The organism is Shinella zoogloeoides (assembly GCF_003574625.1).
GTDB classification, from domain to species: Bacteria; Pseudomonadota; Alphaproteobacteria; order Rhizobiales; family Rhizobiaceae; genus Shinella; species Shinella zoogloeoides_A.
Genome location: NZ_QNUJ01000006.1, coordinates 38,010 through 58,828 on the forward strand (window position 1 = coordinate 38,010; position 20,819 = coordinate 58,828).

Annotated in this window: 24 protein-coding genes; 9 read left to right on the forward strand and 15 right to left on the reverse strand. The window is 65.4% G+C overall.

Annotated elements, in window-relative coordinates; translation table 11 throughout:
• Positions 1-184 precede the first annotated feature (184 nt).
• From DSD28_RS12970 to DSD28_RS12985, 5 genes are read left to right on the forward strand one after another with little or no spacing between them, the layout of a single operon-like run.
• The gene (locus tag DSD28_RS12970) at positions 185-355 is read left to right on the forward strand and encodes an urease subunit gamma (RefSeq protein ID WP_119256833.1); all 171 of its coding nucleotides are present in this window, start codon (positions 185-187) and stop codon (positions 353-355) included.
• A 5-nt stretch (positions 356-360) separates the two neighbouring features.
• Positions 361-615, forward strand: a complete 255-nt coding sequence (locus DSD28_RS12975; protein ID WP_119256834.1) for a DUF1272 domain-containing protein — start codon at positions 361-363, stop codon at positions 613-615.
• A gap of 7 nt (positions 616-622) precedes the next feature.
• Positions 623-784 (forward strand): hypothetical protein, encoded by a 162-nt coding sequence (locus DSD28_RS25920; protein ID WP_162911385.1) that lies wholly within the window; start codon positions 623-625, stop codon positions 782-784.
• 1 nt (position 785) lies between these two features.
• Positions 786-1,211: a lysozyme inhibitor LprI family protein gene (locus DSD28_RS12980; RefSeq protein ID WP_119256835.1), complete on the forward strand. Its 426-nt coding sequence runs from the start codon at positions 786-788 to the stop codon at positions 1,209-1,211.
• 10 nt (positions 1,212-1,221) lie between these two features.
• Positions 1,222-1,857 (forward strand): Urease operon accessory protein, encoded by a 636-nt coding sequence (locus DSD28_RS12985; protein ID WP_119256836.1) that lies wholly within the window; start codon positions 1,222-1,224, stop codon positions 1,855-1,857.
• Between the two features lie 115 nt (positions 1,858-1,972).
• Here DSD28_RS12985 and DSD28_RS12990 read toward each other — a convergent pair whose 3' ends face one another.
• From DSD28_RS12990 to DSD28_RS13025, 8 genes are all read right to left on the reverse strand, one after another.
• The gene (locus tag DSD28_RS12990; RefSeq protein ID WP_119256837.1) at positions 1,973-2,656 is read right to left on the reverse strand and encodes a Crp/Fnr family transcriptional regulator; all 684 of its coding nucleotides are present in this window, start codon (positions 2,654-2,656) and stop codon (positions 1,973-1,975) included.
• 152 nt (positions 2,657-2,808) lie between these two features.
• Entirely contained in the window at positions 2,809-6,120 is a 3,312-nt protein-coding gene (locus DSD28_RS12995) for an efflux RND transporter permease subunit (RefSeq protein WP_119256838.1), read from the reverse strand.
• A 121-nt stretch (positions 6,121-6,241) separates the two neighbouring features.
• Positions 6,242-7,402, reverse strand: a complete 1,161-nt coding sequence (locus DSD28_RS13000; protein ID WP_119256839.1) for an efflux RND transporter periplasmic adaptor subunit — start codon at positions 7,400-7,402, stop codon at positions 6,242-6,244.
• Positions 7,403-7,751: 349 nt separating this feature from the next.
• On the reverse strand, positions 7,752-8,744 hold the full coding sequence (locus tag DSD28_RS13005; protein WP_119256840.1) for an ABC transporter substrate-binding protein: 993 nt from the start codon (positions 8,742-8,744) through the stop codon (positions 7,752-7,754).
• Between the two features lie 22 nt (positions 8,745-8,766).
• A complete protein-coding gene (locus DSD28_RS13010) occupies positions 8,767-9,636 on the reverse strand; it encodes an ABC transporter permease (protein WP_119256841.1) in 870 nt (289 codons plus the stop codon).
• Positions 9,633-10,517, reverse strand: coding sequence for an ABC transporter permease (locus DSD28_RS13015; protein WP_119256842.1), 885 nt, complete (start codon positions 10,515-10,517; stop codon positions 9,633-9,635). Before DSD28_RS13015 ends, DSD28_RS13010 begins: the two co-directional genes overlap by 4 nt.
• A 32-nt stretch (positions 10,518-10,549) precedes the next feature.
• The gene (locus DSD28_RS13020) at positions 10,550-11,125 is read right to left on the reverse strand and encodes an endonuclease domain-containing protein (RefSeq protein WP_432430860.1); all 576 of its coding nucleotides are present in this window, start codon (positions 11,123-11,125) and stop codon (positions 10,550-10,552) included.
• The gene (locus DSD28_RS13025; protein ID WP_162911409.1) at positions 11,115-11,903 is read right to left on the reverse strand and encodes an ABC transporter ATP-binding protein; all 789 of its coding nucleotides are present in this window, start codon (positions 11,901-11,903) and stop codon (positions 11,115-11,117) included. The genes DSD28_RS13020 and DSD28_RS13025 overlap by 11 nt, the downstream gene beginning before the upstream one ends.
• Before the next feature lie 134 nt (positions 11,904-12,037).
• Between DSD28_RS13025 and DSD28_RS13030 the strand changes: the two genes are divergently transcribed.
• Entirely contained in the window at positions 12,038-12,451 is a 414-nt protein-coding gene (locus DSD28_RS13030) for a cupin domain-containing protein (protein ID WP_119256845.1), read from the forward strand.
• A 26-nt stretch (positions 12,452-12,477) separates the two neighbouring features.
• On the opposite strand, the gene DSD28_RS13035 is transcribed toward DSD28_RS13030, so the two are convergent.
• The 3 genes from DSD28_RS13035 to DSD28_RS13045 form a co-directional block, all read right to left on the reverse strand.
• Positions 12,478-12,852 (reverse strand): hypothetical protein, encoded by a 375-nt coding sequence (locus DSD28_RS13035; protein WP_119256846.1) that lies wholly within the window; start codon positions 12,850-12,852, stop codon positions 12,478-12,480.
• Positions 12,852-14,306 carry a dihydropyrimidinase gene (hydA, locus tag DSD28_RS13040; RefSeq protein ID WP_119256847.1) on the reverse strand — a complete coding sequence of 485 codons (1,455 nt, stop codon included), beginning with the start codon at positions 14,304-14,306 and terminating at the stop codon, positions 12,852-12,854. The genes DSD28_RS13035 and hydA overlap by 1 nt, the downstream gene beginning before the upstream one ends.
• A gap of 73 nt (positions 14,307-14,379) precedes the next feature.
• Positions 14,380-15,630, reverse strand: a complete 1,251-nt coding sequence (locus DSD28_RS13045) for a Zn-dependent hydrolase (RefSeq protein ID WP_119256848.1) — start codon at positions 15,628-15,630, stop codon at positions 14,380-14,382.
• Between the two features lie 275 nt (positions 15,631-15,905).
• On the opposite strand from DSD28_RS13045, the gene DSD28_RS13050 reads away from it, so the two are divergent.
• The gene (locus DSD28_RS13050) at positions 15,906-16,556 is read left to right on the forward strand and encodes a TetR family transcriptional regulator C-terminal domain-containing protein (RefSeq protein ID WP_119256849.1); all 651 of its coding nucleotides are present in this window, start codon (positions 15,906-15,908) and stop codon (positions 16,554-16,556) included.
• Here DSD28_RS13050 and DSD28_RS13055 read toward each other — a convergent pair.
• Positions 16,537-17,760: an OpgC family protein gene (locus tag DSD28_RS13055; protein WP_119256850.1), complete on the reverse strand. Its 1,224-nt coding sequence runs from the start codon at positions 17,758-17,760 to the stop codon at positions 16,537-16,539. The two genes, DSD28_RS13050 and DSD28_RS13055, sit on opposite strands and share 20 nt — an antisense overlap.
• A 79-nt stretch (positions 17,761-17,839) precedes the next feature.
• On the reverse strand, positions 17,840-18,769 hold the full coding sequence (locus DSD28_RS13060) for a DMT family transporter (protein ID WP_245424826.1): 930 nt from the start codon (positions 18,767-18,769) through the stop codon (positions 17,840-17,842).
• A 140-nt stretch (positions 18,770-18,909) separates the two neighbouring features.
• Between DSD28_RS13060 and DSD28_RS13065 the strand changes: the two genes are divergently transcribed.
• Complete coding sequence (locus DSD28_RS13065; RefSeq protein ID WP_119256851.1) at positions 18,910-19,548, forward strand: exopolysaccharide biosynthesis protein; 639 nt, start codon at positions 18,910-18,912, stop codon at positions 19,546-19,548.
• Positions 19,549-19,554: 6 nt separating this feature from the next.
• On the opposite strand, the gene DSD28_RS13070 is transcribed toward DSD28_RS13065, so the two are convergent.
• Positions 19,555-20,088, reverse strand: a complete 534-nt coding sequence (locus tag DSD28_RS13070) for a rhodanese-like domain-containing protein (RefSeq protein WP_119256852.1) — start codon at positions 20,086-20,088, stop codon at positions 19,555-19,557.
• A gap of 2 nt (positions 20,089-20,090) precedes the next feature.
• Positions 20,091-20,393: an ArsR/SmtB family transcription factor gene (locus DSD28_RS13075; protein WP_245424827.1), complete on the reverse strand. Its 303-nt coding sequence runs from the start codon at positions 20,391-20,393 to the stop codon at positions 20,091-20,093.
• Positions 20,394-20,465: 72 nt separating this feature from the next.
• On the opposite strand from DSD28_RS13075, the gene DSD28_RS13080 reads away from it, so the two are divergent.
• Positions 20,466-20,810 (forward strand): carboxymuconolactone decarboxylase family protein, encoded by a 345-nt coding sequence (locus tag DSD28_RS13080; protein WP_119256854.1) that lies wholly within the window; start codon positions 20,466-20,468, stop codon positions 20,808-20,810.
• Positions 20,811-20,819 lie beyond the last annotated feature (9 nt).

Sequence of the window (20,819 nt, forward strand, 5' to 3'; positions counted from 1 at the left end):
GTGCCCCGTCACTTGCGCGAGCAGCCGCATCGGTTCCGGCCACCGGCGGACATGCACATGGTGCTGTCATCGCCGAAGACGGCTTCGCCCTCGGAAAAAGCTGCATCCCCGCATTTCGCACTTGCTTGATGGCGTTGGCGTGCCAAAAATCGGGAATCTCTAGAGGACAATCGACGGGTCGCCGATGAACCTGACACCCCGTGAAAAGGACGAACTGCCGATCGAGGCGGGTGCGCATGTCCTGACGCGTGGCCGGGCCATGGAGCGAATCCCCGGGATGATCCACGACATCCAGGTGAAAGTGACCTTTTCCGGCGGCACGAAGCGCGTGACCGTCCACGAACCGATACGGTAGGCCCCATGCTCGAGATCAGACCGAACTGCGAATGCTGTGACCGCGACCTTCCGCCGGAGAGCCGCGAGGCGATGATCTGCACCTTCGAATGCACGTTCTGCGCGGATTGCGTTGCGGGCACCCTCGGCGGCGCCTGCCCGAATTGCGGCGGCGAATTCGTCCCCCGGCCGATCCGGCCGGCGGCGCTTCTTGCGAAATATCCGGCATCCACCAAGCGGGTCCTGAAAGCCGAAGGCTGCGGGCCGGCAGAAGCTGCATGAGGAAAGCATGATCCCGAGGGAAATCATCGCCGCCGAAGGCGACCGGCCGAGCCAGATCGGCAGCCACTACCATTCCAATCTCCTCCGGACCGGCAGGGTCGGGCTCATCCCCTTTGTCGGCAATCGGGAAATCCACGGTCTGCGCCCATGCATGATGGGGAGGCTCTGAGATGCGTCGCCACCTTCTTCTCGCGTCCGCGGCACTCCTCCTTTCATCCGCCTTCGCCATGGCGCAGGCGGAAGAGCCCGAGGTCGATTGCGACAACGCCATGACCCAGGCGGATATGAACATTTGCGCCCGGCGCGACTATGAGGAGGCCGACAAGGCGCTCAACGTCGCCTATCGCAAGGCGATGGCCGCGGCGCAGACGATGGACGCGGACGCCCGCGGCATGGGCGAGCAATATGTCGGCGCCGTCAACGCGCTGAAGAACGCCCAGCGCGCATGGATCGGCTATCGCGACGGCCAGTGCGAGCTTGCCGGTTTCGAGGCGCGCGGCGGCTCCATGGAGCCGCTGCTGGTTTCCGGTTGTCTTGCCGACCTCACGCGCAAGCGCACCGAGGAACTGAAAGCCGTCTACGAGCAGGAAAACTGAGGGGGCATCGGTGTCGCGCAGGATTGTCATCGTCGGCAACGGCGACATTCCGGACGGGGTGGCCGGAACGATCGACGCCGCGGATGTGGTGATCCGCTTCAACGGGTGCCGCTCGGCGGGGCGCGGCGGCCGCAAGACTGACGTCGTCGCCGTGTGCAATACCGGCCGCCCGGCGATGGAGATGCTTGCCGGCGGACGATGGAAGGCGAGCGAGACCGTGCGGCAGGCCGGGGAAATCTGGTGCGTGCGCGCCTCGGAGGTCTTCGCCGCGCTGCGTGCGCCGCTTGCCGAAAGCCATCCGGACCTCGACGATTTCTGCGACGACCATACCGACGGCTTCCGCACCTTCGCCGAGATGACGGGCCGGCGCCTGAAGGTCGTCCCCGCCGCCGTGCATCACGCGGTCGTCGCCTCGCTCGGGGCCTTCGATCCGGCGCCCTATGTGGTGCCGAGTTCCGGGCTTATCGTCATCGCCCATGTGCTCGACAACGTGGCCGAGGCCGGCGACCATGTATCCCTTGCCGGTTTCGGCCATGAGGGCTGGATGTGGCATCCCTTCGCCGCCGAGCGGCGCTGGGTGGACGCCCGCATCGCCGCTGGCCGCCTCGACCGTCTCGATCCTCCTTCCGCCTGCCGGAGAAGCTGATCCCGTCTATAGGATGCCGGGCATAAGCGCGTGTGCCTCTTCGTCTAATTCGACATGAAGCGCGGCGACGGTCGACCGGATCGTCGATGTCCTCAGGGTCGAGGGCAGGCTCTGATCAGACGCGCCGCAATGCCTCGGGATCGCCTATATGGACGAGGCGGCCGCGCACGCTGACGCCGTGGCTGCGCAGCAGCGAGAAGGCGCGGGAAAGCGCTTCCGGCGCGAGGCCGAGCTTTCCGGCAAGCAGGCTCTTCTGGTAGGGCAGGCGGAAGCTGGAAGGCTTGCCGTCCACCGAGCAATGGGAGAGCAGGTAGCGCGCAACGCGTTGCGGCGCGGTGTGCAGCCGGTCGTCGGAAAGGCTTGCGAAGGCCCGGCCGAGCTGGCTGGAAAGGGTTGCCGCCAGCGCCATGGCAAGATCGGGCCGGCGGGCGGCAATGTCGCGCACGCGCTTCAGGTCGAAGCGGGCGATGAGCGACGGTTCTGCCGCCTGCGCGGTGGCCGGATAGCGTCCACCTTCCAGCACGACGCTGGCGCCCACCAGGTCGCCGGGACCGTAGAGCTCCACGTCGGCCTCACGCCCGTCGGGGTCGAGCTTGTAGACGCGGATATAGCCCGAGAGCACGCAAAGCAGCATGTCGGCGGGCTCGCCCTCGCGGAACAGCATCTGGCGCGCCGGCAGGTTGCCGATCACCGCGATTTCCATCATCGCCGCGACGCTCTCCACGCCGAGCATGGAAAGAAGGCCGGCGTTCAGCAGCGTTTCGCGTTCCCGTGCACCGGGTTTCATCAGCCTGTTCATCGATCTCACTCCGGGCTCCCGCAGGCATCCTGTGGTCTTGGATGGAAGAACGATAGTCGAGGATCGGCCAGGCTTGCTTGATTTCGATCAAACAACGAAAACGGCCGGCCCGCTTTTGCGAGGGCCGGCCGTTTTATTTCGGCGGGTGGCGCCTATTCGGCCGCGAGCGGCGAGTGATGCACCACGCTGAAGGGCTTGCGCTCGCCGTTCTTCCTTTCGAGCGTGTCGATCCGCTTTTCGAGATCGGCGACGTCGCGGGCGGTCTGGTCGGCAAGGCGGGTGAGGTCTTCCGGCTTCATGGCGAGCTGCTCGTCGTCCTTCCTGCCGACGAAGCGGCCGAAGAGCCAGCCGAGGAAGCGGGAGACGTCGTCCATGATGAGGAAGAAGGACGGCACGACGACGAGCGAGAGCACCGTCGAGACGATGATGCCGCCGATCACCGCGATCGCCATGGGCGAGCGGAACGAGCCGCCTTCGCCGACGCCGAGCGCCGAGGGCAGCATGCCCGCCGACATGGCGATGGAGGTCATGACGATCGGACGGGCGCGCTTGCGGCCGGCCTCGATCATCGCGTGCACGCGCTCCATGCCGTGGTGCATCATCTCGATGGCGAAGTCGACCAGCAGGATGGCGTTCTTCGTCACGATGCCCATCAGCATCAGGATGCCGATGAGGACGGGCATGGAAAGCGCGTTCTGCGTCAGGATGAGGCCCGCCGCCACGCCGCCGATGGCGAGCGGCAGCGAGAGGATGATGGTGAAGGGCTGGATCACGTCCTTGAAGAGCAGGATCAGCACCATCAGCACCAGGAGAAGACCGAGCAGCATGGCGTTGCCGAAGGACTGCTGCATCTCCGCCTGCACCTCCGCATCGCCGCTTTCGGCGAACTGCACGGTCGGCGGCATGTCGATGCCGGAGGCGATCTCCTTGAAGCGGGCGGTCGCCGTGTCGAGGGCGACGCCCTGCCTGAGGTCGGAGCCGATGGAGACGACGCGGTTGCGGTCATGCCGCTTCACCGAGCTCGGGCCTTCCGAATAGTCGATGTCGGCGACCGAGGAGAGCGGCACGAACTGGCCGGCCGCCGTCTGGATCTTCAGGTTGCGGATGGCGGCAAGGTCGGTGCGGAAGCTGCGGTCGACCTGGACGCGGATCGGAATGAGGCGGTCGTCGAGCGAGACCTTGCTGAGCTGGGAGTCGATATCGCCGATGGTGGCGACGCGCACGACCTCGGCGATCTGCGCTGTGGTGATGCCGAAGCGGGCCATCTGGTCGTCGCGCGGGCGAATCTGCAGCTCCGGCCGCGGCAGCGAGCCTTCCGAGCTGACATTGGCGAGCAGCGGATCGGCGCGCAGCCTGGATTCCAGCACCGCGACGGTATCGTTGAGGGCCGCCTCGTCGTTGGAGAGCAGGTTGAAGGCAAGGTCGCGCTCGCCGCGGTCGTTGAGCTTGATGATGCGCACGTCGGGAATGTCGCGCAGGGTCGCGAAGAGCTCCTTCTCGATATCCCATTGCGGCCGCAGCCGGCCCTTGGCCTCCATCTTCGGCAGGTACGGGCCGATGAAGGGAATGCGGCCCAGCACGTCGTTCACCAGCTTGTGGGTGAGCGAATGCTCCAGCTTGTCGAGGATGACGGTGACGGAGGCGCGGCGCAGTTCCAGGTCGCCCTTCGGCGAGGAGCCGCCGAGCACGAAGACGCTCTGCACGCCGTCGATGTTCTTGATGCGGTCGTAGATCTGCGTCGTGGTGCGATCCGTGTCGTCCAGCATGGCGTCCGGCGGCAGCTCGACCGAGAGCACGACGCGCGAGGCGTCTTCCGGCGGCAGGAAGCTGCCGGGCACGGTGGAGAGCAGGGCGACGGAGGCGACGAGGAAGGCGATGGCCGCGAGCAGCGTCGCATAGCGGGCATACCACCTGCTCGTCGTCTTGCTGACGAGCCAGGTATAGAAGCGCATGAAGGCGCCTTCCTTCTCCTCGCCGTGGCCGTCCGCATCGCCGGAGCGCATGAGATAGGCCGCCATGACGGGCGTGATGAGGCGCGCCACCATGAGCGAGAAGAACACGGCGACGGCGACCGTCAGGCCGAACTGGATGAAATACTGGCCCGGAATGCCCGGCATGAAGGAGACCGGCACGAAGACCGCGATGATGGTGAAGGTCGTCGCGATGACGGCAAGGCCGATCTCGTCGGCGGCCTCGATGGCGGCCCGGTAGGGCGTCTTGCCCATGCGGATATGCCGCGCGATGTTCTCGATCTCCACGATGGCGTCGTCGACGAGGATACCGGTCGCCAGCGTCAGCGCCAGGAACGAGACGAGGTTCAGCGAGAAGCCGAGCAGGTCCATGACGAAGAAGGTGGGGATTGCCGACAGCGGCAGCGCCACCGCGGAAATCAGCGTCGCCCGCCAGTTGCGCAGGAAGAGGAACACGACGATGACGGCGAGCAGCGCGCCCTCCATCAGCGTGTGAAGCGCCGCCTCGTAGTTGCCGTAGGTGAAGTAGACGGAATCGTCGACCATCTCGATGGAGACGTTCGGATATTGCGTGCGCACCTTTTCGAGCGATTTGGCGACGGATTCGGCCACCGTCACCTCGCTGGCGCCCTTGGAGCGGAAGACCGCGAAGGTCACGACCGGGGTGCCGTTGAAGCGCGAGAAGGAGCGCGGTTCCTCATAGGTATCGCTGATCTTGCCGAGCTCGGAGAGCCGCACGAAGCGGCCGTTCGGCAGCGCGATCATCGTGTTGGTGAGCTTTTCCACCGAGCGGGCGTCGCCCAGCGTGCGGATCGCCTGTTCGGCGCCGGCGATCTGGCCGCGGCCGGAGCCGGCATCCGCATTCATGCTGCGGATCTGCCGGTTCACGTCGGCGGCGGAGACGCCGAAGGATTCCAGCTTGTCGGGGTTGAGGTCGACGCGCACCTCGCGGTCGGCGCCGCCGAAGCGGTCGATCTTGCCGATGCCGGGCTGGCCCTGCAGGGCGCGCTTGACCTTGTCGTCGACGAACCAGGACAGCTCTTCCAGCGTCATGTTGGGCGAGGAGACGGCGAAGGTCTGGATCGCCTGGCCCTCGACGTCGATCTTGGTGACGACCGGCTCCTCGATGGAGGCCGGCAGGTCGCTACGGATGCGGTCGATGGCGTCCTTGACGTCCTGCAGCGCCTGATTGGTCGGCTTCTCGATCTCGAAGAGCACCGAGGTGACGGAGCTGCCGTCGGTGACGGTGGACATGATGTCCTTGACGCCCTCGATGCCGGCGACCGCGTCCTCGATCTCCTTGGTGACCTGCACCTCGAGCTCGGCCGGCGCGGCGCCGCTCTGCGTCACGGAAATGGCGACGACGGGCACGTCGATATTGGGGAACCGCGTGATCGGCAGCGAATAGAACGACTGGATGCCGACATAGAGCAGCAGGAAAAACGCGAGCAGTGGCGCAATCGGGTTGCGAATGGACCAGGCTGAAAAATTCATGTCCCCAAAATCCTCTTTGCGAGACCGGACGTTCCCTCGGAGCGATCCGCCCCGGACCGTCCGTCATGCCGCCGGGCGCCCCAGCCCGGCATCGCAGCCCCGCGACCTGCGGGACCTCCCGTCATTTCGTGGCCGAGGCTTCCTCGGCATGGACCGGGTTGATGCGGTCGCCGTCGCGCACATAGGCGCCGGCCTTGGCGACCACCTCGTCGCCGGCCGCAAGACCGCTGACGATCTCGATCACCTGGCCGTCCTGAATGCCGGTCTCCACCGGAACCAGCTTCACCACGCCGTTCTCGACCCTGCGGGCCACCGTCTTGCCGTCCGCGGTTGTGATGGCGGAAAGCGGCAGGACGATGCCCTGCCGTTCCTCGATGACGATCTCCGCGCTCGCGAACATGCCGGCGCGCGCCTTGCCCGGTTCGTCGAAGCGGATATAGACGCGGCCGAGCCGGCTTTGCGCGTCGAGCGTCGGCTCGACGAGGCGCACGTCGCCCTTGAGCTTCGCCACGCCGCCGGCGAGCGTAACGGTCGCCTTCTGCCCCGGGGCGAGCTTGAGGATCGCATCTTCCGAGACGTCGGCCTTCAGTTCGATGGCCCCGTCGCGGATGACGGTGAAGAGGGGGGAGGAGGCGCCGCTGGCAATCGCGCCGATCTTGGCCGTGCGGGCAGAAACCACGCCGGCGACCGGCGACTTGACGGCGGTGCGGGCAAGCTTCAGGTCGATGTCGTCGATCTGCGACTGGGCCACCTTGATGTCGGCCTCGGAGACGGCGATCGCCTGTTCGGCGGAATTGACGCGGGCGAGCGCGGCGTCGGCGGCGGCAAGCGCCTGATCGGCATTCGCCTGCGACTGCGAGCCGGACTTGACGAGGCGCTGGGCGCGGTCGCGGGCGCGCACGGCCTCGTCCGCATTGGCCTTCGCCTCGACGAGCTGGGCTTTGATCTGCGCGAGGGCGGCGTTCGCCTTGGCAAGCGAGGCCTCGGTCTGGCTCTTCTGGAGGACGAGCGCGTCGTCGTTGAGCGTCGCCAGCGTGCCGTTCGCCTCCACCCGGTCGCCGACATCGGCGGCGAGCGTGCGGATGGAGAGGCCATCGACGAGCGGCGTCACATAGACCTCTTCCACCGCCTGGACGGTGCCGGTGGCGATCACGCGGTCGACAACGGGGCGCTTTTCAGCGGCGGTGACGACGATTGCCGGAAGATTTTGCGTCTGTTCCTGCCCGGCGGTATCGCCCGTCGACGCATCGGCGGCAAAGGCGAGGGCAGGCGCGGCCATCATGAATGCAGCGACGGAAAAAGAGAGAACTGTCCTGTGTCCAGAAGCCATAGGCCGAACTTTCCCAAAAGCATGACTTTATGATCTTGGTCCGGGCGCTCTTCTTTTGATTATGCCGGACTTATTCCTGCCAGTATGGCGGACGCGGAACGGCTTCCGGCCTCTCCAGGTTCCAACTGCGCGGTCTATGTAATCGGCGTTTCCAGCGCTTACAAGGGGTAACGAAATGGTGCCTCATTATTTTAGGTGTTTGGCATTTCCATGGCGGCGGAAGGATGCCGGGACGATACCTCAAAACGAAACGTGCGGGGCGCAGGGCCCCGCACGTCGCAAATATCCGGCAAGTCACTGATTACTTGAGCGCTTCGTCGGTGATCTCGTGCGTCCAGGCGCCCTGCGGCTCCTTGGAGATGACCGGATCGGAACCGCCGGCGAGCAGCGATTCGACGGTGCGCTTGTAGTCGACCTCGTCGAGCGCGCCGTTGGAGCCGGCAGTCAGCTTGGCGACCTCGCCCATCATGAACTTCTGGTGCGCCTCGGTCTGCGCGCCGGTCGAGTCGTTCTCCAGAACGATCTCGGCGGCCTCGTCCGGATGCTCCTCGGCATATTTCCAGCCCTTCATGGAGGCGCGCACGAACTTGACCATCTTCTCCTTGAAGGCCGGATCCTTGAGCTTGTCCTCCAGCACGTAGAGGCCGTCTTCCAGCGTCGCGACGCCCTGGTCCTCATATTTGAAGGTGACGAGGTCTTCCGGCTTGATGCCGGCATCGAGGACCTGGCCGTATTCGTTATAGGTCATGGTCGAGATGCAGGCGGCCTGCTTCTGGATCAGCGGATCGACGTTGAAGCCCTGCTTGAGGACGGTCACGCCGTCCGGCCCGCCCTCGGTCGGGATCTTCAGGTGGCTCATCCAGGAGAGGAAGGGATATTCGTTGCCGAAGAACCAGACGCCGAGCGTCTTGCCCTTGAAGTCGTCCGGGCCCTTGACGCCGGATTCCTTCAGACAGGTCAGCATCATGCCCGAGGACTTGAAGGGCTGGGCGATGTTGACGAGCGGCACGCCCTTCTCGCGCGTTGCCAGCGCCGAGGGCATCCAGTCGACGATGACATCGGCGCCGCCACCGGCGATCACCTGCGCGGGGGCGATGTCCGGGCCGCCCGGCTTGATCTCGACGTCGAGGCCCTCTTCCTCGTAGAAGCCCTTGTCTTTCGCGACATAGTAGCCGCCGAACTGGGCCTGGGTCACCCATTTGAGCTGGAGCGTCACCTTGTCGGCGGCCCCGGCCTGGGACGCGGCAAGCGAGAAGGCGCTTGCCATAAGCAGCGATGCGATCTTCGTTTTCATGTCAGTTCCCTCTTTCTTCTTGTTAAGCCTGTCCACCGCGGACAGACGGATGCCAGAACGTGACGACCCGCTCGACAAGCGCGACGATCCCGTAGAAGACGGAGCCAGCCACCGCGGCGACCGCGATTTCGGCCCAGACCATGTCGACATTCATGCGGCCCACTTCCGTGGAGATCCGGAAACCCATGCCGACGATGGGCGTTCCGAAGAACTCGGCCACGATGGCGCCGATGAGGGCCAGCGTGGAATTGATCTTGAGGGCATTGAAGATGAAGGGCCAGGCGGCCGGCAGGCGCAGTTTCACCAGCGTCTGGAACCAGTCGGCGGCATAGGTGCGCATCAGGTCGCGCTCCATGTGGCTGGTGGCGGCAAGGCCGGAAACGGTGTTCACCAGCATGGGGAAGAAGGTCATGATGACGACGACGGCGACCTTCGACTGCCAGTCGAAGCCGAACCACATGACCATGATCGGCGCGACACCGATGACCGGCAAAGCCGACACGAAATTGCCGAGCGGCAGCAGGCCCTTCTGCAGGAAGGGCGAGCGGTCGATGAGGATGGCGACGAGGAAACCGAGGCCGCAGCCGAGCGCATAGCCGACCAGCACGGATTTCAGGAAGGTCTGGCGGAAATCCGCCCAGAGCGTCGGCACGGAGCCGATGAGCCGCGTCCAGATCATGCTCGGCGGCGGCAGCAGGACGGAGGGGACGTTGAAGCCCCGGACAATGCCTTCCCAGAGCACGAGGATGGTGGCGCCGAAGATCAGCGGCACGGCAAGGCGCGCGGCGCGGTCGGCAACGGGACTCAGGAATTTCCGGCGCACCAGCCATTCGTTGAACGCCCAGGCGGCGAGCCAGAAGACGACGGCGGCGATCAGGATCGATGCATTCATGCCCGTGCCCCCATGCGCTTGAGGACGAGATTGTGCGCGATGCCGACGATGATGACGAGCAGCGCCGCAACGCCCGCCGCCATGAAGAGCGCCGCCCAGATCTGCACCGTCTGGCCGTAATAGGAGCCGGCGAGGAGGCGCGCGCCCAGGCCGGCGACGGCGCCCGTCGGCAGCTCCCCGACGATGGCGCCGACCAGCGAGATCGCGACCGCCACCTTCAGCGAGGTGAAGAGATAGGGCATGGAGGCGGGCCAGCGCAGCTTCCAGAAGGTCTGTGCCGGGGAGGCATTGTAGGTGTGCATCAGGTCGAGCTGTATCTGCTCGGGGCTGCGCAGCCCCTTCACCATGCCGACGACGATGGGGAAGAACGAAAGGTAGGTCGAGATCAGCGCCTTCGGCATCAGGCCCGATATGCCGATGGCGTTCAGCACGACGATGATCATCGGCGCGATGGCGAGGATGGGGATGGTCTGGCTGGCGATGACCCAGGGCATCAGCGAGCGGTCCATGGCGCGGTTATGCACGATGGCGATGGCGAGCAGGATGCCGAGCAGGGCCCCCATGGCAAAGCCGAGCAGCGTCGCCGACAGCGTGACCCAGGCATGATAGACGAGGCTGCGCTTGGAGGTGATCGCCTTGTTGACGGTGGTGTCCCAGAGCTCGGCGAAGACCTGGTGCGGCGCCGGCAGCACCGGCCGCTCCTGTGCCATGGTCTTCGGCAGCAGCTCCATGAAGCCGATCGTCCCGCCGGCCCGCGCCGCGGTGTCGCGCTCGAAGGGCGCGTTGAGCACGGCGGAGAAGACATACCAGAGAGCGATGAGGGCGATAAGGACGGTGCCTATCGGAAGCAGGCGGTCGCGAAGGAAACTTGCCTGTTCCATGGGTCAGCTCCGCGACGGGGAGGATCGGGGCATCAGGCGGTCTCCTTCCTCAGATGGGCGGCGATACCGGCTTCAATCGTCACCGCGACGTGGTCCGGGCCGTCGAGAACCTGATCGTTGTCGAAGCGCAGCACGGTGAAGCCGTGGGATCGAAGGAAAGCGTCGCGGCGGGTATCATGCCGCCGGCCGCTTTCCGTCTCATGGCTGTCGCCGTCGACCTCGACGATGATCTTGGCCGAGAGCCATGCGAAATCCGCGATATAGGGGCCGACAGGCGTTTCCCGGCGAAAGCGGGCGCCGCGTGGGCGGAAATCGCGCAGGATGTCCCACATCGCCTGCTCAGCCTTCGTTCGTTCGTGGCGGAGCGTTTGGGCGCGTGTTCTTGTTCTTGCCGGGACGTTCGAGTGCGGCATTGCGAAGACCCCTCCCCAACCCCTCCCCACAAGGGGGAGGGACTTAATCTGCCGATCCGCTTTGCACTTTCGCGCCGTTTCTACTTGCAGCAGCCTTATTGAAGAATCACAGCCGGCGCGGCATCGTAAGTCCCTCCCCCTTGTGGGGAGGGGTTGGGGAGGGGTCTTCATCACGAACGCGACCTCACTCCTCATAGCTATGCCCCGATCTCAAACCTTCCCGCACCCGATGCGCGATCTCCAGGAATTCCGGCGTCTCGCGGATGCCGAGGGGGCGGTCCTTCGGCAGCGGGGATTCGATCACGTCGGTGACGCGGCCGGGGCGGGGGCTCATGACGACGATCTTCGTCGAGAGATAGACGGCCTCGGGGATGGAGTGGGTGACGAAGCAGATGGTCTTCCGCGTTGCGGCCCAGAGTTTCAGGAGCTGTTCGTTGAGATGGTCGCGGACGATCTCGTCGAGGGCGCCGAAGGGTTCGTCCATCAGGAGGAGGTCGGCGTCGAAGGCGAGCGCGCGGGCGATGGAGGCACGCTGCTGCATGCCGCCGGAGAGCTGCCAGGGATATTTCTTGCCGAAGCCCGAAAGGTTGACGAGATCGAGGGTGCGTTCGATGCGCGCCTTCCGATCCTCCTTCGAATAGCCCATGATTTCGAGCGGCAGGGCGACGTTGTTCTCGATGGTGCGCCAGGGATAGAGCGCGGCGGCCTGGAAGACATAGCCGTAGGCGCGGTGCCGGCGGGCTTCCTCCGGCGTCATGCCGTTGACGGTGATCGCCCCGGAAGTCGGCTTTTCGAGATCGGCGATGACGCGCAGGAACGTCGTCTTGCCGCAGCCGGACGGGCCGATGAAGGAGACGAAATCGCCCTTCTCGACGGAAAGGTTGACGTCGGAAAGCGCCGTGACGGGGCCGTCGGCCGTCTGGAAGGTCAGGCCGAGATCTTTCGCGGAGACGACGGTATCGGACGAGGACATACGGGTCATCTTTCGGCACCTGCAAGGGCGCGGTTTTCGGCAGACTGCATGTCCGTTCCCGGCATTGCAATCGGCATTGTCTGCGGTATCACTTTAGGCACGGAATTCTCACGCTGGGATCGGTGGAGGAGACGATGGCGGTGGAAACGACGGCCGAATGCCGGGTGGTGCGCCCGGGCGGAACCTATGACGGAAAGCAGGGGTTCAGCTATTTCGAGGGCATTGCCCGCGAGACGGTGGGCGCCTCCGGCATCTGCATGCATCTGCTGACGATCCCCCCCGGCGGGAGGGCGAAGGCGCATCTGCACGAGAGCCACGAAACGGCGATCTACGTGCTCTCCGGCGAGGCGCATACCTGGTACGGCGCGCGGCTGGAGAACCATGTCGTCGTCAGGGCCGGCGAGATGTTCTACATTCCCGCCGGCGTGCCGCATCTTCCCGCCAATCTCTCCGACGCGCCGGTCTGCGCCGTCGTCGCCCGGACAGATCCCCACGAGCAGGAGAGCGTGGTGCTTCTGCCGCATCTCGATGCGCTGGTTCCCGCGTAGGCGTCTATATGCCGGATGCCCACCCGTCACTTCTTGCACCGCATCAGCGGCCCCCAGCGCGTGCCGTCGGCAAAGCCGACTGTGTAGCCGCCATGGTCCGGCGTCAGCGTCATCTCGTAGGGCGTCGCCTCGGTCGCGCCCTCCTCGTGGCATTCGGCCGACACCACCGTCGCGCCGCCCACCTTCCGGCCGTCGCCCTTGAAGGCGCAGTAGGAGACGGCGGTGGTCACGCCTTCCCTGTTGAGAAGGAAGAAGATGTCGCTGCCCGAGGATTCGCCGGTTTCGGAATAGAGGCAGCCTTCCTTGTCGCCATAGCTGCCGTCGACCACGGCCGCCGCCCCCGCCGGACCGGCGAGGACGATGCCGAACAGAAGAGCGGGAAGCGAACGGCCGGCGCCCATCAGACGCCGCTCGCCGGAATGCCGGTACGCTCCACCTTGCGCGGCGCGGTGATCTCCTTCCAGGTGGAGAGCGCCTTGTTGACCGCCGTGAAGGGCTCGCGCCTGACGAACTGGCCATGGCCCTCGCGGGTCTTGATGGTGCTTTCCTCGACGGCGACGACGCCGCGCGTCAGCGTGTAGCGCGGCAGGCCGGTCACGTCCTTGCCCTCGAAGACATTGTATTCGATGGAGGATTGCTGGTTCTTCGCCGAGATGGTCTTGCTGCGCTTCGGGTCCCAGACGACGATATCGGCATCGGCGCCGACAAGGATCGCGCCCTTGCGCGGATAGACGTTGAGGATCTTGGCGATGTTGGTGGAGGTGACGGCGACGAACTCGTTCATGGTGAGGCGGCCGGTGTTGACGCCGTGCGTCCAGAGCATCGGCATGCGGTCTTCCAAGCCCCCGGTGCCGTTCGGGATCTTGCGGAAATCGCCGATGCCGGTGCGCTTCTGTTCGGTCGTGAAGGCGCAATGGTCGGTCGCCACCACCTGCAGCGAGCCGCTGGCTAGGCCGGCCCAGAGCGAATCCTGGTGCTGCCTGTTGCGGAAGGGCGGGCTCATGACGCGGCGGGCGGCATGGTCCCAGTCCTTGTCGAAATATTCGCTCTCGTCGAGCGTCAGGTGCTGGATCAGCGGCTCACCGTAGACGCGCATGCCGTTCTGCCGGGCGCGGCGGATGGCCTCGTGCGACTGTTCGCAGGAGGTGTGCACGACATAGAGCGGGGCGCCCGCCATGTCGGCGATGATGATGGCGCGGTTCGTCGCCTCGCCCTCGACGGAGGGCGGGCGGGAATAGGCGTGGCCTTCCGGCCCGTTGTTGCCTTCGTCCATCAGCTTCTGCTGCATGGCGGCGACGACGTCGCCGTTCTCCGCATGGACGAGCGGCAGTGCGCCGAGCGCGGCGCAGCGCTGGAACGAGGCGAACATCTCGTCGTCGTTCACCATCAGCGCGCCCTTGTAGGCCATGAAGTGCTTGAAGGTGTTGATGCCCTTTTCCTCGACGACGGTCTTCATCTCGTCGAAGACCTGCTCGCCCCACCAGGTCACGGACATGTGGAAGGAATAGTCGCAGTTGGCGCGGGTCGACTTGTTGTCCCAGCGCTTCAAGGCGTCGAGCAGCGACTGGCCGGGATCGGGCAGGCAGAAATCGACCACCATGGTCGTGCCGCCGGCAAGGCCGGCCCGCGTGCCGCTTTCGAAATCGTCGGCCGAATAGGTGCCCATGAAGGGCATTTCGAGATGGACATGCGGATCGATGCCGCCCGGCATGACATAACAGCCCGCCGCATCCAGCACCTCGTCGCCGGAAAGGTCCGGGCCGATCCCGACGATCTTCCCACCCTCGATCTTCACGTCCGCCTTGTAGGTCAGGTCGGCGGTGACAATGGTACCGCCCTTGATGACTGTGCTCATGTTGGTCCGTTCCCTGTCTTGATTTTCGTGCACGCAACGCGTGGAACCGCCCGGCTGGCTGGGCGGCTGAGGATCACTCGGCGATGCCCGCCGTCTCGATCACCGCATGGAGCAGCACGTCCGCGCCGGCGGCGGCCCATTCCTTCGAGATGTCCTCCGCCTCGTTGTGCGAGAGGCCGCCGACGCAGGGGCACATGATCATCGTGGCGGGGGCGACCTTAGCGGCCCAGCAGGCGTCATGGCCTGCGCCGGAGATGAGGTTCATGTGGCTGTAGCCGAGGTCCTCGGCGGCCTTGCGGACGGTCGCGACGAGCGTCGGGTCGAAGGTGACGGGGTCGAAATGACCAACCGCCTCGACGGAACAGCCGACGCCGAGCGCCTCGCAGATCTTCGGCGCTTCCGCCTCGATGCGGGCGCGCATGCCGTCGAGCTTCTTCTGGTCGGGCGAGCGGATGTCGACGGTGAAGACGACCTTGCCGGGCAGCACGTTGCGCGAATTCGGCGAGAAGAACACCTGGCCGACGCCGCCGACGGCACCCGGCTGGTTCTCCATGGCGACCGTCTGCACCATTTCGAGGATGCGTGACATGGCAAGGCCGGCATTGACGCGCATCGCCATCGGCGTCGAGCCGGTATGCGCCTCGCGGCCGGTCAGCGTGAATTCCAGCCACCACAGGCCCTGACAGTGGGTGACGACGCCGATTTCCTTCTTCTCGGCTTCGAGGATCGGTCCCTGCTCGATGTGGTATTCGAAATAGGCGTGCATCTTGCGCGCGCCGACCTCTTCGTCGCCGACCCAGCCGATGCGCTTCAGTTCGTCGCCGAAGGTCTTGCCCTCCGGGTCCTTGCGGCCATAGGCGTAGTCCTGCGTGTGCACGCCGGCGAAGACGCCGGAGGCGAGCATGGCCGGGGCGAAGCGGGCGCCTTCCTCGTTCGTCCAGTTGGTGACGACGATCGGGTGCTTCGTTTCGATGCCGAGATCGTTCAGCGAGCGCACGACCTCCAGGCCCGCGAGCACGCCGAGCACGCCGTCATACTTGCCGCCGGTCGGCTGGGTATCGAGATGCGAGCCGACATAGACGGGCAGGGCGTCTGGATCGGTGCCGGCGCGCGTCATGAACATGTTGCCCATCGTGTCGACGCCCATGGTCAGGCCCGCGTCGTCGCACCATGTCTGGAAGAGGCGCCGGCCCTCGGCGTCTGAATCGGTCAGCGTCTGGCGATTGTTGCCGCCGGCGATGCCGGGGCCGATCTTCGCCATGTCCATGAGGGAATCCCACAGGCGGTCCGCGTTGACACGCATGTTCTCGCCGGGTGCGGCCATGTCGTATGCTCCCACGTCTTCGGGCTCTTTGAGGCCCCATTTTGTTCCCACCGGCCGGCAGCGCGATTGTTGTTTTTGCGCCGTCCGTTCAGAGCAGTTGCCTTTACTTGATAACTGTCTGATAATTTGACCGGTTGGTAAACATTACAGCTTCCGTTGCGGCACTCAAGCCGAAAAACCAAAAACCTTTGGTGAGCGCCAAGAAAATGGCGGCTGGTTAAACTGGTGAATTTGACGGCACTTTTCCGCGCGGCGGAGGACGCCGAGGGGGCACGATGGCACTACCGAGGGCGGCGAGGACACAGCGGCGCACGCGCATCCAGGAAGCCAAGGAAGAGCAGATCCTCGAAGCGGCGCTGGAGGTCTTTTCGCTGCACGGCTTCCGCGGCGCGACGGTGGACCAGATCGCCGAGGTCGCCGGCATGTCCAAGCCGAACCTCCTCTACTATTTCCGCACCAAGGAGGCGATGCACCGGGCGCTGATCACCCGCGTCCTCGACACCTGGCTCGATCCGCTGCGCGAGTTCGACGCGGGCGGCAATCCGGTCTCGGAGATCCGCAGCTATATCCGCCGCAAGCTGGAGATGGCGCGGGATTTCCCGCGCGAAAGCCGGCTTTTCGCCAACGAGATCCTGCAGGGCGCGCCCAATATCGAGGATGAGCTGAAGGGGCCGCTGAAGGCGCTGGTCGACGAGAAGGCGGAGGTCATCCGCAGCTGGGCGAAGGCCGGCAAGATCGCCAAATGCGATCCCTATCACCTCATCTTCTCCATCTGGTCCACCACGCAGCACTATGCCGACTTCGACGTGCAGGTGCGTGCGGTGCTCGGGCAGGGGCAGTCCGGCGAGGGGCGGTTCGAGGATGCGGCGCGCTTCCTCGAACAGCTTTTCGTCGCCGGGCTCAATATCAGCGAGCAGCAGATCTAGACTTCGTTTCCACCGGTTCGGCCTTCGGCTGGCCGAAGAGGCTGGCGGCGATCTGCTCGCGTTCGCGCCAGAGGGCGGGCAGGGGCAGCAGCGCGATGCAGACGAGGGCGATCGTCGTCTTGGTGAGCTGCGAAAGTGCGGGCGTGCGGCCATCCGCATAATAGACCGCATAGACGATGGCGACGTGCCAGACATAGACCTGCAGCGAATGGCGGCCGAGCAGGCGCAGGAAGCGCAGCGTGAAGACCGCCGTCACGCCGCGGGCAAGCGCACGGACGAAGGCATTGTGATGCTTCGGGCCGGCGATCAGCAGCCAGGCGAGGCCCGTCGCCACGGCGGCGAAGTTGAGGAGGTAGACCGGGCCGAAATCGGCGCGGATCTCCATCGTCGCGAATTTGTCGAGCACGGCTTGCGGCAACAGGTCCCAGGCGGTGACGATGCGCAGCGGCAGGAAGAACAGGCAGATGGCGAGCGCGGCCTTGGGCAGCAATGTCCTCTCCGGCGAGAAGATGGCCTGCCAGTCGATCTTCTTCTGCGCGGTGAGGACGCCGATCACCATGGCGGAGAAGAAGACGATCTGCCAGCCGAGCATGTTGAAGCTGGCGCGGATGCCCTGGCCGTCGGCGCCGGTGACGAGGGCGTTCAGCGGCTCGGTGGCGAAGCGCTGCAGGCCGAGCTGCGCGGCCATCCAGGCGATCAGCGACCCGGCGAGCACATGCGCCCACTTGCCCCGCAGGCACAGCCAGACGAGCGGCGGCGCGAAGATCATGTAGACGATATATTGCGGCAGGATATCCATGAAGGTCGGCTGGAAGAGGAAGGTGGCGATGGCCGCCAGCCGCAGCGGCTCGTCGAAATTCGTGGTGCCGAGCCAGTTGTACCAGAGCCGGTAGGCATCGGGCAGGAACATCTGCACGACGAGCACCGCCATCACCGTGCCCATGGCATAGCGGTAGAGCTCGAAGGCGCGGTTGCGGATGAGTTGGCGCCCGGTGTCGTAGCCGTATTTCAGCATCTTGCGGGCATAGACCATGCCGATCAGCAGGCCGGAGAGGAAGACGAAGCCCTGCGCGTCCTCCACGAAGGCGAACTGACGGTGGTTCACCTCCATCATCCAGTAGCCGCCGACGAATATCAGGTGGTTGATGAGCATGAAGACGAGGAAATAGCCCCGCATGCCATCGATGATCTCAAATCGCTTCAAAATGCGCACTCCGTCGCTGCTCAAGGTGCGCCCCAACAGGGCGGCAACGCGCGGCGCGGCGGATCGTTCCGAAAAAAGTTCAGTCGGGCAGGAAAGCCATCAGCGCGAGGCCGCAGGCCGTGACCAGCGCGCCGGCCAGCACCGGCAGGCTCGCCCAGCCATGGCCGAGCAGGCCTTCCAGCAGGATGATGAAGCTCGGCGTCAGGTAGCCGTAGCCGAGCAGCTTGGAGGCCGGCAGGCGCATCGAGGCATATTGCAGCAGCAGGAAGGTGAGGGCCGTGGTGACGACCGCGAGATAGGCGACGGCGGCGTAGACGGTGAGGGGGAGGGCCGAGAAGTCGGTCTGGACGAGGCCTCTTATGCCGGGCGGTATCAGCCAGAGCGTCGCGCCCACCGTGACCCAGAAGCCGAAGGCGACGGCATGCTCGCCCCGGTCGAAGCGGCGGATCAGCGGCACATAGAGCGCATGGCAGATGACGCCGACGAAGAAGATCATCTCGCCGGTACCGACATCGAAGGAAAGGATCGCATCGACATTGCCGCGGAAGATCACCCAGACCGCGCCCGCGGCGGCGATGATGAGGCCCGCCAGCACGCCCGGTCTGGTGCGCTGGCCGAGCACCGGCAGCGCGAAGGCGGCGCTCAGCAGCGGCATCAGGGTGAAGACCGCGCCGGTGGCGACGGGGCTGGTGAATTCCAGCGCCATGAACATGGTCAGCATATAGGCCGCGATGAGGCCGCCGAGCAGCAGGAAGCGCCACGCCTGCTTCGGCAGGGCCGTGGGGACGCGGAAGACGCCGAAGGCGAGCACGGCCATGACGACGATGGTCAGGATATAGCGCCAGAGCATCAGCGGCTCGGCCTTCATGTAGCGGGCCGCGAGCCCGCCGAAGGAGAAGGAGCCGGCGATCAGCACGGCGAAGAGCAGCATGGCGAGATGGCCCTTCAGCTTCTCGTGGCCCTTGGCGTGGGTGGAAAGGCCCGCCGGGGCCGGCATACGCTTCGTCAAGAAAATCATCCTATCGTCTGCGGCGCGGCTTGCCCGCCTCCCGCCCCGTTGCTCATAGCCTTGGGCGAGAGGATGCGCCAGAGCCCATAGGAAAGCCGCATTCCCCGCCCACAGACACGCGGCACGGCAAAGGACAGTTCATGACGGCAGCCATCGGCTTCAAGGATACCGACCGCAAGACGAGCGAACTGCTCGAGGACATCCTCCATTCGATCCGGGGCGAGCACATCACGCTGCGCGACCTTCTCACGATGATGGGGGAAAGCGGTCTCCTTCTGCTCTGCGCCTTCCTGTCGCTGCCCTTCCTCTTTCCCGTGTCGATCCCCGGCGTCTCCACCGTCTTCGGCGCGGGCATCGTGCTGATCAGCGCGGCGATCACGCTGAACCGGCTGCCCTGGCTGCCGGAAAAGGTCGCCGACCGGCGGCTGGAAAGCGGCCGGCTGCGGCCGGTGCTGCAGCGCGGCGTGACGTTCCTGCGCCGGATCGACCGCTTCTTCAAGCCGCGCTTCGCCTCGGTGACGACGGGCGCCGTGATGAACCGGATCAACGGGCTGGCGCTGATGGGGGCGGGGCTGCTGCTGATGGCGCCGCTCGGGCTCATTCCCTTTTCCAACACGCTGCCGGGCGTCGCTATCCTGCTGCTCGCCGCCGGTATCTCGCAGCGCGACGGGCTGGTGGTGCTCGCCGGCTACGCAATGGTGGTGCTGACCGTCGTTTATTTCACGGCGCTCGCCTTCCTCGCCTATAGCGCGGGGCAGAGCTTCAACATCTTCGAGTAAGGGGCATCAGGCCGGCTGCCGGTTCCAGGGCATGCGCGCCAGCAGCATCGCCATGCCACACCAGCCCGTCGTGCCGGCGAAGGCCAACATGATGCCGATGACGCCGGCGAGGGCGAAGGCGGCGGTCAGGCCGGAAAAGCCCAGCGCGACCAGAGCGGCGATCAGGATGCCGACCGCGATCTGGACCTGCCGGAAGAGCGGGATCGCCGCCGACCGGGCACCGCCGACGACGGGCAGGCCGGCTTCCTTCCATGCGGCAATACCGCCTTCGAGATTGTAAACCGCACGGCCTGCGCCGGCTGCTTCGGCCGTCCGGCAGGCCGCTTCGCCGCGCGCGCCTTTCAGGCACTGGAAGATCATCTTGCGGTCGGCAGGTATCTGCGCGCCGGCAAGCGCGTGGTCGAGCGAAGAAAGCGGGATCGAGGCGGCGCAGGCGATGTGCTCGGCACGGAACTCGTCCGGTTCGCGCACGTCGACCAGCACGGCCTCGCCGGAGGCGAGCCACAGGGCGGCGTCTTTCGGGGACACGGATGCGGTCATGGTCAGTCCTTTGCGCAGAAGCGGGCGTAGAGCACGGCCATGATTTCCATCACGGCCGGATGGTCGATGGCGTAGAAAAGAGTGCGGTGATCGCGCCGGAAGCGCACGATCCCTTCCTCCTTCAATTTGGCGAGGTGCTGCGACATCGAGGTCTGGGCGATGCCCGTCTCCCCGATCAGCTCGTTCACGTTGCGCTCGCCGTTCGCCAGCGCACACAGGATCAGGAGGCGGTGGGAACTGGCGAGTCCCTTCAGGAAATTCGCCACCGTCTCGGCCTTCGCCGGCATCTCTTCGGTAATCGTCACGGGCATCTCTTTATGATTTATATTTTTATGATATCAAGAAAATATGAAATGTAAAGCTGCAAGGAGCGAGCCATGACGAAGGACTACAAGGCGATCACAAGGGATATCTCGGCCTATATGGGCGAGCTGCGCAAGCTTGCGCCGGAAGCGATGCAGGGCTTTTCGGCGCTCGCGAAGGGCGCGGGCGCCGAAGGCGCGCTGGACAGGAAGACGAAGGAATTGATCGCGCTCGCCATTGGCGTGACGCAGCGCTGCGACGGCTGCATCGGCTTCCATGCCAAGGCGCTGCACGAGCTGGGCGCCAGCCGACAGGAGGTCGCAGAGGTGATGGTGATGTGCGTCTATATGGGGGGCGGGCCGGCACTGATGTATGCGGCCGATGCCCTGCGCGCCTACGACCAGTTCGCCGGGGCCTGAGGCCCCGGC